This is a genomic window from Flagellimonas sp. (assembly GCF_965215805.1).
In the GTDB taxonomy this organism is placed as follows: Bacteria; Bacteroidota; Bacteroidia; order Flavobacteriales; family Flavobacteriaceae; genus Flagellimonas.
In genome coordinates this window covers 2793893-2807979 of sequence record NZ_OZ244124.1, presented here as the reverse complement: position 1 = coordinate 2807979, position 14087 = coordinate 2793893, and the positions used below count along the sequence as shown (strand labels likewise).

Below are 14087 nucleotides of genomic sequence, written 5' to 3'. Positions count from 1 at the left end.
AACAGCTTACATACTATTTAACCAGTTTACTTGGAGGAAATCCAAATTGCTTTTTGAAACATCTGCTGAAATAAAGTGGGTCATTAAACCCAACAAAATCAGTCACTTCTGAAACGTTGTATTTTTTGGTCTTTAGCAATTGAGCCGATTTTTTTAGTCGAACTGTGCGAATGAACTCATTCGGCGCCAAATCTGTCAACTCTTTTATTTTTCTATACAATTTGGAAGAACTCATCCCAATTTCCCTACATAGATAGGTCGTGGTCAGGTCTGGGTTGTTCAAGTTTTCGTGAACCAGATCAGTAACCTTTTTCATAAATTGCTCATCCACTGGGGAATGGGTCAAAAGGCTCACCTCACTTTCCACTTCTCCAGAAAATTTGGCCTTCAATTCCAATCGGGTTCGGATGATATTTTCTATCCTGGATTTTAGTAGCGAAGGATCAAATGGTTTAACTAGATAACCATCTGCCCCTACATCAAATCCCTTGATCTTGTCCTCACTTTCAGCAAGTGCCGTCAGCAGAATGACTGGGATATGACTTATGAACTCATCGTTTTTGAGTGCCAAGCAAAAAGCATGGCCGTCCATAACTGGCATCATAACATCGGCCACACAAAGCACAGGTTTAAGCTGACGACATAAGCTCAACCCTTTTTGGCCATTTTCCGCACTATACACTTTGTAATAATCAGACAGGTAATCCACAATATAGTTTCGGAGTTCCTCATTGTCCTCAATTACCAAGATCTTTTCTTTCAGATGGGTGCTCTGAATTATTTTTTTTGCAGATTCCACCTGGTGGGACTCTTGTTCTTTGGGCTTGGAAGCATACTCGAAAACCTCCATTTTTTTATAGTACTTGCGCGCAATAGGAAGTTCTAGAGTAAACACACTCCCCTTGGACTGCGCGCTTTCAAGATTTATGGTTCCTTTGTGTAGCTCAGTAAGGGATTTGACCAAAGCCAGCCCTATTCCAGTGCCTGTATTATTTTCTTTGCTGTTTGCAGCTTGATAAAAGCGTCCAAAAATCTTGCGCTGACTTTCTACCGGTATTCCTATTCCGTCGTCACTCACCTCCACAACCAACCAGCCTTTTGGCCCATCTTTTTTGCCAATAAAAACATCTACATGACCATAGTTGGGGGTGAACTTTAGGGCATTGGACAATAGATTGTACAGGATTTTATCGAACTTATCATGGTCTATCCACCCCAATATTTCCTCCTCTTCCGTACTTAGGTTATAATGGATTTTCTTGTTGTTCGCCAGTTGCTGGAAGGAATCGAACACATTTTGTGTGTGAAGAAGAATATTGGTTTGGGCCACCTTTAGCTTTAACTCCCCAGTTTGTGCCTTTCTAAAATCCAGAATTTGATTGACCAATCCCAACAATCGATTTGCATTTTGATGGATCAGGTTAAAACGCTTCAATTGATACTTGTTCCCATTTTCTTCGCCTTCCTCCAAAAGCTGTTTTGAAGGTCCCAAAATGAGGGTCAACGGGGTTCGCAGTTCATGGGAGATATTGGTAAAGAACCGCAGTTTTTCATTGTTCAGTTTTTCATCATGTTCCCGTTTTACCTTGACCATTAGCAGTTCCTGCTTTAAACGCAATCTATTTTTTACTTCCCTGCGGATAAAATAGGTAAGCACCGAGATAAATAAAAGCACCACAAACAAGGCCTGATAGGTTAGCCAAAATGGTGGGGAAATACTAATGTCAAATGAATTTTCTTCGCTCCAATATCCGTTACTATTGCCCGCTCTGACCTTAAAAACGTAATCGTCCGGATACAAATTGGTGTACTGCACGGTCCTTGAAGCGCTGTTGACCGCAATCCAATTTTCATCAAACCCTTCCAGTTTATACTCATATTGATTGGAACGTTCCCGCACATAGGAGGGCATGGCAAACTTGATTGAAAAATTACGGTTGTCGAAATCCAGGGTTATTTTTTTGCCATAATTCAAGTCTTCCGTGAGCAGTTTTTGACCATTGATTACAGTACCTGGCAACACATCCCTATGTGCTATTTTGAATTCGGTTATCAATGGCAAGGGTGCCCAATGGTTTTCGGACAATTCCAAGGGAGAAAAGTAAATGACCCCATTATCCCCACCCAGATAAATACGGGAATCATCATAAAACAAAAAGCCCCTTTTGTTGTATATGTTGGATCGCACCCCGTTGTTCACAAAAAAAGTCCGAAAGTCCCCTGTTTTCAAATTGTATTTGCCAATGCGGTTGTAATTCATATTCAACCACATTTGGCCCAGGGAGTCAATTCCCATATCCGTTACCCAAAGGTCTTTTAGTTCCTTGGGTGTTTCTTTGGCCAGAAATATATCCTTTTGTGGGTCGTAATAGTTGAGGCCTTGTCGGGTTGCCGCCCAAACAAGCCCATCGGGATCTACCAAAATATCTTTTATCTTGTCATTCGTCAACCCGCTGGATGCGCCGTCTTTATAGGCATAATGTTTTACTTTTCCGTGGATTTCATCGTAACGAAAAACCCCATTTTCCGTAGCAATCCAAAGTAACCCATACCTAGATCCCACAATTTTGTTGATTTCTTGGTTGCCAAGGATTTCATGAGCGATTGGGGTGGATGTATTGGTGGAAAGGTTATATTCCCATAAGCCCTCCCCTTTGGTTCCAATCAGTAACTTATTTGGTTCCCGTTGGTAGAATGAGAAAATGGGACCGTTGTCAAAATCAAGTTGCAATTCCCTGATCGTTCGGTTTCTGTGATCATAGCAATATACTTTGCCATCCCACATACCTATGTAGAAGATTTTTTGGTCAAGGGAGTAAATGCTGCCTACGCGTTCCTCTACGTCAAAAATTTTCTTGATTTCTTCCCCTTTGCTTATATAAACCCCATTAAAATGGGTGCCTATTAGGAGTTCTCCATCATAGGTTTTTCCAAAACTGCTCACCACAGGTGGAACCCGGGTAGCAAATGCACTCTCTGAAATGAGCTTGAACTGATTGCCATAAGGGTCATACTTGTCCAAACCGTTTTCTGTACCAATCCATAAAACCCCGGATTGATCAAAGAATATGGAAGAAATGTAGTTGTTGACCAATGAATTGGCATTGAGCATGTCCGGAAGATGGCGCTTGTATTTTCCTAAGGCAATATCCTCCAACGCATCACAGGTGATAATACCATTTTGGGTCCCAATCCAATATTTTTTATCAGGACCTTGTGCTATGCAACGGAAAAAATCCGGGTCTTCTTGGGCCACCAAATCAAAACTATCCCTGGTTTTATCCAACTTGCTCAGTCCTTCCTGGGATCCTGCAAAAATATCTCCCTTATCATCCTCATAAATAAAATAAACCCCAGGGTTGATATTATTGGTCTTGCTTGGATAGGGCAGCTGGTAATTCTTTAGGTTGGATAAGTTGTTGCCCGAATCAATATCAAAAGAATAGAGCCCATGCTTGAATGTTCCAATCCATATTTTCTTATCCTTGGTTTGGGTAATGGCGCGAACATGGTGAACATCCTCAATGTTTATTTTGACAAACTGATTATTGGATTGATCATAAAAACATAGGCCCTTGAACTTGGTCCCAACCCAAACGCGCTCATTATCATCAACAAACACGGCTCTTACCTTGCTTCCGCAAATTCCATTTTGGTTAGTGGAATCCGGTAAAAAAGTTTGAAAAGACCCCGTTCGTAAACAAAATCGGGTAAGCCCTTTGCTGGTGCCTATCCAAAGCTTTTGCTTTTTATCCAGTGCAAGCTTGGTGATGTCATCATCCTGAAGATAGTTGGGATTGTCCTGTTGCCCATGATAGACTTTAAAATCGTGTCCATCAAACCGGTTTACGCCCCCAAATGTCCCCAGCCATAAAAATCCATTTTTATCTTGTAATATGGACCGAACGGAATTATGGGACAGGCCATCCGCATCTCCATAATGTTCAAAGACAATGTCCTGTCCAGAAAGCCACTGGGCAATAAAAATGCTGAATATGAGCGATTTTAGTTTATACACTGTCTAATAAATCTACAATAATGCTGTTCTAATCCAAATTGTCATCAGCTTTGAAAACACCAGGATTATCCTCGTTAAGTTGCAAGACTTGGCCATTTTCCAGGTCCACCATAAAATGGTCCGAGGGTATGCCATTCAACATTTTCTGAAAAATCTGTCCCAATTTGCCCATCCATTTTTGTGGTCCTCTTCCTTCCTTGGCTTGGAATGCGCCCAAAACCATTGCATATTGTTGCAAACGGTCTTCATCAATATCGGCTAGGGCAAGTTCATCCGCATTTCGCACTCTATAAAAATCAAAGACCAAATCGAAAACTTTCCATGATTGCAATTGATCCCATGGCAAGGATTGATTCGTCTCCATGGCTATGGTCAAGACCTGGTCCAATTTATCCAAATCCAAGGTAGCATCAGGCCCAAGAATATTCGGTTTCATTTGCGAAACAGCAAACAACTCTGCTCCATTCATCGACAACAACTCGTTTGTAAATCCTTCCGGCCAGTCTCGGGGCAGAAAACGAAGTCGAACCAATTCCCTCAAATGCCATTGGGTAAAGTCCCCATATGTTTCCGAGGACAGAATATCTGAATTCCAAAGGTCTTGGGTGGAGGACGTTTTTGTCAAATAGGCATGTTCCATCCCATACAGGGGGAAAAGCTCGTCATAATTCTGCACGGAGTCCATTCTTATGGTCTCTACTTCAATTTCATTTTTAGTATTAATGCTAGCAATTTTATACGAAGGGCTATAGGCCGCTAAGGATGGTACCTGTACATTGACCAAAGTATTCCCCGACTTGGTTGTCCTAACTCCTGTATCATTGATATGCATATGTCCCCCAAAATGGATTTTAAGTCCAGCCTCGGCAAAACCCTGCGCCACAGATTCCTGAGGAACCCTATGCAATTGAAATGTATTTTTTCCGAACACTTCGCTTAACTCCGAGCTGGTATCATCATTAAAGTCAATCATGGGATAATGACTAAAAGCAATGACCATTTTACCCTGCGCTTTGGCCATGGCCATAATCTTTCTTATCCATGGAATGAGATGTTTTTTATGGGTAATCACCTGATTATACCCAATGCTTGCACTCCCATAGTGTTTAGGATTTGATGGTTCGTCCCCTGCTTCCTCTTTGGGAATGTAAACATTCCCATCCAGGGCCAATAACCAAAGCCCTTCTACTGGTTCCACCAAATAGCTTGCATCCGGTAGTTTTATCCCTGCGGATATCGTATACATTCGATTTTCCAAGATTGCGGATTCCAGTGCTTCGCTGTACGAATAACTGTCCGGGTTATATCCTGAAAAAGGCGTTTCCCAATAAAGGTCTTCCATCTTAGGGGAAAACCCTTGGTCCCTTAACTCGGCCAGAATCCCTTCATAGCCCATGTTTTGTATCTCTGCCGTTACTATGGGCGCCGGCTGCGCGGAATTATCCTGAGGAGCCAAATCCAATTGACTTACAATAGCTTGTTCCCGGCCTGCCTCGCCCAAAAAATCCAACTTGCCCGCGGGCATGGCAAATGGCCGTACGGGGTCATGATTACCGGTAATGGCAAAAAAACGGATATCGTGTTGTTTGGTATAAAAATCCAGTAGGTTCCTAACTGCCTTAACATTCATTGGCTGGCCATCGTCTGAAAAATCCCCAGGCAATACAACATAGGACACACCTCGCTTGACCGCATCGTCCAATGCAGCTTTAAACGCAAAATAATTCTCATTAAAAAGTCGGGTGGAACGGAGCTGCGCTCCCATGGTTCGTACGGTATTGAATTTTCCCGTAACCGGATTTTTGACCCCGCGATAATCCGTATCACCAAATGTTCCATAGATATCATGAAGATGCACATCGGCCATAAAGGCTATTTTTAATCCATCTGCGCGAAATCCTTCCTTTTTATTGCAAGCATGGATGCAAATAACAATAGACAGTATGCAGGCAAATCCTGTAACCGTAAGCCTATATTTATTTCCCAATATGTTTATATATTCCCTTTTCAAAACTGCTTGAAAACTCATTTATTAGAGACCATCAGGAGTATATACTGAAAACCCTAACCCGTCGTGACCTCAAATAATACAGGTTCCATCTTTCCTTACTAATTGGTCAAGGAAAATGGTCTATCCTCACTTTGGATTCCCCAGGTTGTATTAGGGGCATCCCCCATTTCAAAATCGATTACACCTCCGTTGATCATGTCAAAATGGTTGAAATAATTTTTGGAGGTTGGAATACCATTCACTTTCAATGATTGAATATATTTTTTCCCTTCGGAGGCACCAGGAGCATTAATTATAAGTTCTTTGCCATTTTCCAGGGTGATGGTAAGCTTATCAAAATGTGGCCCGGAAATCACATACTCCGGCACCGACGGCGAAACAGGATAAAACCCCATGGCCGCAAAGACATACCAAGCCGACATTTGACCTGCATCATCGTTGCCACTTAGGCCTCCCACTTCGTTGCTATATTCAGTTTTCATAATATAATCCACAAGCTCCTGGGTCTTCCAGGTCGCTCCCGAAAAGTTATATAAAAATGGAATCTGATGCCCAGGTTCATTGCCGTGCCAATATTGCCCTTTTTGGTGGAAGGAATCCAAATTCCGATTGAACCCCGATTCTCCCCCCATGAGTCCCACAAGCCCTTTCATGTCATGCGGAACGTACCAGGTATATTGATATGGTGTTCCTTCGGTGATATAAGGTTGTCTAATGTATTTATCGAATTCGTCGATAAAATTCCCATTGGCATATCTGCCCCGAACACAAGAGTCTTGAACGCTGTATACATTGTGATAGTTTTTAGCCCGTTTGGCCAAAATTTTGGCGTTCTCCGTGTCTCCCATCTTTTCAGCGGTACGGCTCAGGGCAAAATCATCGTACGCATACTCCAAGGTTCTGGACACCTGTTCGTTGTTGTGAAATGATTCCGAAACCGAGTCTTCCAAAGGCACAAAACCATACTCAAGATAGGATTCCAAAGCTCTCCTACCCTTTCCTTGCTTGTATTCCTCAAAGTCCTGGGGTATTTCAAAGGCATTTTTTAGAAGATATTTATACTGGGATGGAGTTATTTCGATGACATCCTTTACATAAGCATCAGATATCGCTGCGATGACGTGATCCCCAATCATTGCAGAAGTATACTGGTTCCAAAGCGGAAAAATGGGAAGCCACCCCCCCTGCTCCGCCTTATGAAACAAGCTGTTCATCATTTGGGCATTCGTGGAAGGCGTGAGAAGGTTAAAAAGCGGATGGGACGCCCTGTAGGTATCCCACATGGAGAAATCGGCGTAATAATCCGACCCACCTGAATTGAGCATCTCTGTTCCACCGCCAAAACTAGGATAAGAACCATCTACATCATTAAAAATCCTTGGCTGCAGATAGCTATGGTACAGTGCCGTGTAAAAGGTGGTCTTATCCGCTTCCGACTTGCCTTCCACCTTAACCCGATTGAGAAGATTCTCCCAAGTTTCCTTAAGGTTGTTCTTGGCTGTTTCAAAATCGATTTGATGGGTCTCTTCCTCCAGGTTCTTTCTGGCTTGGTCGATACTGGTAAAGGAAGTACCCACAGTCACGCCGATAGTCTCACCTTCCCTTACATCAAAACTAACATAGCCCCCAATGCCTTTGCGATTGGAAATTTCGGATACCTGTTTCGACACTCCATCCTGATCATAAACCCCGTAGTTCCTAAAACTTCTATCAAACTGCACCACAAAATACCCGCTAAAGCCAGCAGGTTCGTCCCACCCTTGATAAATACGATGCACAGGATTGTAGCCAACAATCTCCTTGGTTTCGGGGATTACCTTAACATAGCCCTGACCTTCATCGCTGTTGGGGTTCACAACCACATGGGCCTCCCCAGTTTTACCGTAGGTAAATTGAAATAGACCACTACGTTTTGTGGCGGTCATCTCAGCCTTTATATCATAATCAGTCAAGCTAACCTCATACGTATATGGGGTTGCCTTTTCATTTTTATGTAAAAATTTGGACCCTCTTTCCTCTGGAAGATATTTTAGTTTTCCAGATATGGGCATAAGGGTCATGCTGCCATAATCCTGCACGCAGGAACCACTGAGCCAATGGCTTCCCCGAAATCCTTGTATAATGGAATCTGTATAGTAGTAAGGGGCGTGACACTTGGTTTCTGTCGCCTTGGTCTGGGGCGTCCAGTTGGTCATTCCGAAGGGTACGGTTACATAGGGTGCTACCTGGGCGTTGTTTTCTTTTCCATGACCATGCTTTAAAGCACTTGCTGTTGAGGCGGGCGCGGTACCGATTAATGGGTTAACATAGGAAACAAGTCTTGTTTTCGGAGTCTTTAGCTGCTCTTGACATCCGAGAAGCGTACCGCATAACATAGTGGCCATGGCTATACCCTGACCTACCTTTATTCGTATTCCAAAAAAAATGGTTCCCATAATAAATCCCAGTTGATAAGCATATGTTCCGTATCCAAAAGTACGGTTCTATTCCACTAATCCATACTAAGTACAGTTTTGTTCAAACCAGCGTCTTGTTTTACTAGTTGGGTGTTCTTCAACACAATCTGTTTATGTGTCGCCGATGGTATGGAAACATTGCCCAAATTCAAAGAGTCCACATCATCAAAGATATAGGCAGGACGGTAATCCTTGTCATCCAAAGTCAATAGAACATTTTTAAAGGTAATCCCACTGGCATGTCTTACGTAAAATCCCCAGGCCGGCAGTTCCCCAAACATTGAAAACTCCGGATATTTTTTAATTTGTTCAGGTACTTGGTCCAATCTACCAATGGGAACATATGCCATTCCTTTCGAGGCCCTTCCCGGATAATTTATTTCCACATTTTCAATGGTTACGTCCTCCACCTTATGACCTGGTATTCCCGTTATGGACGAAGGAAATGGGTTATGGAAAAAATCCACTTCCGGCCCCCTTAGATCATAATCAATGTCCGGTCTTCCAAAAGGCACCTCAACCTTTATATCCTTTATATGTACATTCTTAACAATCCCTGGGTTCTCACCACTTCTGTGTCCCAAACGAACAAAAATGGCATTGCCAGTGTTCTTGGCCACAATGTTGGACACCTTGATATTTTCTATCACTCCCCCATCCACACTTTCTATAGCAATAGCCGAGCGAAAGGTATCGAACACCTCTATGTTCTCAATGTTCACATTTTTAAATCCGCCATGGGAAGCTGTGCCAAATTTTAGGGCACTGGCACTGCTTCTTACCGTACAATTTGCTATATATATGTTGTCGTTATAATGGTCGGGGTAGTACGATTTCAAACAAATCCCATCATCGGCGGAATCCACATCGCAATTGGTCACCTCCACATTTTTGCAATCTGTAATGTCCATTCCATCATTGTTCCAATAGGCTCTGTTGACCACTTTGAGGTTGTCCAGTTTAAGGTTTTCGCAAAGTTCAAAGGAAAGTCCCCAACACGAACCGTTGTACAGGCTTAAATCCAGAATATCAACATTCTTACAGCTGGAAAACCGAAACAACTTAGGTCTTGCGGTTTCATTGGGCCGCATTCTGCGATAGTTGTATTTGGGGTCTATGCGCTCGCCCGTATGGTGCAAACTATCAATACTTAAGGCCAATTCCCGACCTTGTCCGTCAATTTTTCCCTGACCGTAAATTTTAAAGTTATTGGCTTTGTAGGCTACCAACAGTGCCATCTGTGAATTATCATCTTTCTTGGGTGATTGCGGCCTTCCTTCCATTACAATTTCTGTGTAATGATACGGATTGGTGCTCCCTAAAAGAGTGGCGCCTTCCATAAGGTAAAGACTAACATTTGATTTCATTTCCAAGCTTCCTGTAAGATAACTTCCTTCCGGAAAAACCAAGGTTCCGCCGCCTTTTTGGGCTGCTTTTTCAATGAGTGCCTGCAAGGCGTCTGTGTTCAAAGTGTTGCCATCACCAACTGCTCCACTTTTGGTGACGTCAAATTCTTGGTCGTTTGTCTTTTTTATATATGCAATGCTTTCAACATGTTCAGAATTGGGGACTTCCGTGGCGGTAGTTTTTTTACAAGAATCGAGAAAAACTACACCTCCAAAAAGGATGATTGCTATTGTTATTGATCGAAATTTACAGCGCATAGTACTAGTTTTAATGCCAGTTGGTTTGGGGAGTATTCCCTAATTCAATTCGTAAGACTCCGCCATTGGCAATTAGGTTAAAATCGATGATGCTGGAAGTTATGGGACTACCATTCCAGCTTACATTTTGAATGAATATATTTTCGTCGGACAGTCCATTGGCCATAATTTGCAAAGGACCTCCCGCTGTTTTGATGGTTATGTTTTCAAATAGTGGTGTGGTTATCGCCAAATCCGTGCTCCCTGGGAAAACAGGATATAGACCCAATGCGGAACATACAAACCAAGCCGACATGGTCCCTGCATCATCATCCATTTCCTTTATATAGCCGTGGGGAGTCGGCATAAATATTTTGCGCGTACTTGGCGTTTCCCATTTTTTATGGGTTCCATACCAATTATTGGTTTCCTTGGTTATCAGTCGATTCACCAATTCCTGCGTTTTCCAAGGTGAATTTGTATAAGCATAGAGATAAGGTACCTGAATATCCGGTTGGTTCCCTATGTTGAATAGCTCGTTTTGGAAAAAATAATCCAGCTGCTCCTCAAACTCTTTTTTACCTCCCATAAGCTTTTGAATGCCCTTGATATCATATGGAACCAGCCAACGGTATTGCCAAAGCGTACCCTCATAAAGTCCATCTCCATGCATAACATCAGAGGATTCATCCATAGTCAAGAACTTTTCCTTCCATGTCTTTTTGTATTGATACGCTTGTTTGCGATACCTCCTAAAATCCCTTGTCTGCCCAATTTCCTTGGCTATTTGCGATAGCGCCCAGAGATCATAGGAGGATTCCAGCATATTATCCGGTGTTTCAAAAGGTAGTTGAGCCGCTTCTTCTTGAAGTTGAACATAAATGGATTTGAGGGAAAAGGGTAGCAGCCCTTTTTTATTGGCTTCTAAAAGTACAATACTGGCATGTTCTGTTCTCACCGTGATAAAAGGTTCCTCTTCTGTGGACCAGTCCGCTTTACCTTGATGGTAGAGCTTTCCTATGGAATTTACGATGTTTTTGTAATGGTCGGGATACAGCAGTGACAATAAGGGCAGTTTGGTTCTGAAGGTATCCCAGATAGACCAGCCATGATACTGGTTTCCCCTATTTGCATTATAGGTTTCCCCATCGCTTCCTTTAAAGGAACCATCGGTATCTTGAACCTGAAATGGTGTCTGTAAAATATGGTACAGATGGGTATAAAACAATGTTTTGTGTGCGTCGTTTTCGCTTTCTACATCAACAACGGATAATAAGTCAGCCCATGCCCTACGTGCTTCTTTTTTAACTTCATCAAATCGTATGTTCTTGGAAAGCTGAAGGTTTTGGAGAGCGTTTTGCGAACTCACCGTGGAAAGGGCACATCGCAGCTCAACCTCTTGATCACTTTGGGTTTTGAAGGAAAGAGAAATTTTTCCTCCCTCTTCCACTATACCGTAGTTTTCAACATTCACAGACAGGGCATAATAAAACGTATATTTTCCTTTATCGCACACGTTTGCCCCAGAAACTTCTCCAGTGATCAGTCCGTCTTCGCGAATTTGATGTTCTTCTCGATAAAATTGGGAAAGTGAACTGGTCAAATCAATGGTCAACCCCACGGTGTCATTTTCCGGAAAGGTATACCTGTGAAAAGCAATTTGACGGGATGCGGTAAGTTCAACTTGAATCCCATTTTCCAGTTGGACACTATAGTATCCTGGCTCTGCCTGCTCCGTATCTTTTTTTATGTGCTGTGGATTGGGATATGGTGAATTTAACCCAATAAAGGGCAATACCCTAAGGTTACCCCCTACTCCCCGACATCCCACTCCAGAAAAACGGGTATTGGAAAAACCGAGAATCTCATGGGCATCATAATCATATCCTGAATGTCCAAGGGGATGAGTATCAGGCGCTGGTTTTACCATGCCAAAGGGAACTGCAGCGGCGGGGTCTGTTTGACCATGATCACTCCCCGTACAAATAAAAGGGTCCACATAATCAACGTTTTGCTTTTCGGCCTCCCTAATTTCTTGCGCAGGAAGAAAGGCGGTACTAACCAATAAATAACACAACGTGATTGTAAGTTTCACCTTAAAGTAATTTATAATTGATTCATGGGTAAAATGGATTCCAAAATGGACACTCCTTACTAGATAATCGGAGCACCATTTAAATAAAGGGCAGGTGCAGTTTTGTACCTGCCCTCTTGCAAACTCAACCTAACTCAAAAAATTAACTAAGCTCAAACAACTAGAATTTTTCAGGTTGAATTCTAATATCCTGGGTTTTGTTCCAAGGATCCGTCAGACAACAATAATTCGTTGGCAGGTATGGGTCTCAACAAGTGAATGCTGCTATCAAACGCACCGTGATCCGCATTCTGGGGATTGTGAAGGTTCAATCTTTCCTGCAATTTACCTGTCCGTTTTAGCACGGCCCATCTGTTTTCCTCACCTGACAATTCCAAGGCACGTTCATCAAGAATGTTATCCAAGGTCAAGTCGGTATAAAAGGTGGTTTCACCAGTAGCCCTTTCCCGAACTACATTAAGATGTTGCAATCCCCCAGAACTGTTACCAGCTGCCAAATGGGCTTCTGCTGCAATTAGGTGGGTTTCAGCAATCCGGAAAACATAGGTGTCCCTTGATCCATTACCGGCCCCATCAATACCCACATCGTCAAACTTCTTGAAAATTGGGAAGTTGATTCGGTTAATATTGGCCGAGTATTGGTAAACTGCGCCAGGAATGTTATCCGGAACGCCAAATAGATATTGGTCAGGCTGATACACCCAGTATCGGTTCAATTTATCCGCCAATTCGGTTGCATCAAGAGCAGTCTTTGGATAATAGATAACCGTGTCACCCACCGCAATGGGATCCTCCGGTTGTCCTTCCCCAGAAGAGAAAGTGACTTCTTCGGCAGCAAACAAGACCCGATGCAAGGTAACGTCATCACGGGTATCATTTGCAGCAAACAATCCATAAAAATAGGGTGTTGGCATTAGCGAAGTACTTCTTGCGCCATAGACGCTATTTCTACCTATACCAGCATAATTTTCAATAGCATTCATCAAAAGACCATGTTTGGAATTGCTTCGGTCATTGTCATTACCACCAGACCCGAATTGCACAGCGAATAGAATCTCGTCGTTGACTTGATTATCATAATCAAATAGTTCAGCGTAACTCTGACTTCTCAAATCATAGGTTCCGATGGCTTGTTCTGCCAGCGAAGCAGCCGTGCTAAAATCAGAGGTGTCTCCAAAGGATTTATAACCCCTAGTCAAGTAAACATCTGCCAACAAGTGCTGTGCAGCCCTTCTGGAGAATCTACCTGTTTCAGGCGCATCCAACAAATTTGGAATTGCGGCCTCCAAGTCGGAAATAATCTGATCAAAAGTTTGCTCTTCGCTTGATCTGGAGTAATCTGAACGAATGGATGTGGTTTCCTCCAACTCCAAAACCAAGCCACCATAATGCTGAACCAGATTGTAGAAGGCCAATGCCCTAAGGGCTTGTGCCTGTGCAATGCCATAATCCCTGGCACCTAAATTGGAATCGCTCCAAGCTATATCGTTTTGGAACCTATTGATCGCAATATTGGCATCTGCAATTAAATTGTAATTCACCCTCCAATAGTCAACGGTGCTACCGTTATCAGAGCTCAATCCAAAATAATCATTGAAGCTATTGAATTCTTCCACTTGGGTCTGAACCGAATAGATATCCGTTCCGGAAAAGTTGATGTCATATTGCTTGTAGATATCTCTCAAATCCTCGTAGATACCCACGATCAGTTGGTCTGCATTGTCCTCCGCAATAAATGTTTCTGCGGTTACATCAGAGAAAAACTCTTCTTCCAGGTAGTCCTCACAAGACACAAAACTTGCTATCCCAACCAAAAGAAATATGTATTTAAAATTCTTAAAAGATTTCATTTCTAATTTTTTTT

6 protein-coding genes are annotated in these 14087 nt (G+C 42.6%); all 6 read right to left on the bottom strand.

The window, feature by feature from the left end:
• Nucleotides 1–13: 13 nt before the first annotated feature.
• Nucleotides 14–4018, bottom strand: a complete 4005-nt coding sequence (locus ACOOE0_RS12450) for a hybrid sensor histidine kinase/response regulator transcription factor (RefSeq protein WP_420399230.1) — start codon at nucleotides 4016–4018, stop codon at nucleotides 14–16.
• Nucleotides 4019–4046: 28 nt separating this feature from the next.
• Nucleotides 4047–6047, bottom strand: a complete 2001-nt coding sequence (locus ACOOE0_RS12445; protein ID WP_420399229.1) for a metallophosphoesterase — start codon at nucleotides 6045–6047, stop codon at nucleotides 4047–4049.
• 80 nt (nucleotides 6048–6127) lie between these two features.
• Nucleotides 6128–8464, bottom strand: coding sequence for a GH92 family glycosyl hydrolase (locus tag ACOOE0_RS12440; protein WP_420399228.1), 2337 nt, complete (start codon nucleotides 8462–8464; stop codon nucleotides 6128–6130).
• A gap of 56 nt (nucleotides 8465–8520) precedes the next feature.
• Nucleotides 8521–10149 (bottom strand): glycoside hydrolase family 28 protein, encoded by a 1629-nt coding sequence (locus ACOOE0_RS12435; RefSeq protein WP_420399227.1) that lies wholly within the window; start codon nucleotides 10147–10149, stop codon nucleotides 8521–8523.
• A 10-nt stretch (nucleotides 10150–10159) separates the two neighbouring features.
• A complete protein-coding gene (locus tag ACOOE0_RS12430) occupies nucleotides 10160–12223 on the bottom strand; it encodes a glycoside hydrolase domain-containing protein (protein WP_420399226.1) in 2064 nt (687 codons plus the stop codon).
• Nucleotides 12224–12405: 182 nt separating this feature from the next.
• On the bottom strand, nucleotides 12406–14073 hold the full coding sequence (locus tag ACOOE0_RS12425) for a RagB/SusD family nutrient uptake outer membrane protein (RefSeq protein WP_420399225.1): 1668 nt from the start codon (nucleotides 14071–14073) through the stop codon (nucleotides 12406–12408).
• Nucleotides 14074–14087 lie beyond the last annotated feature (14 nt).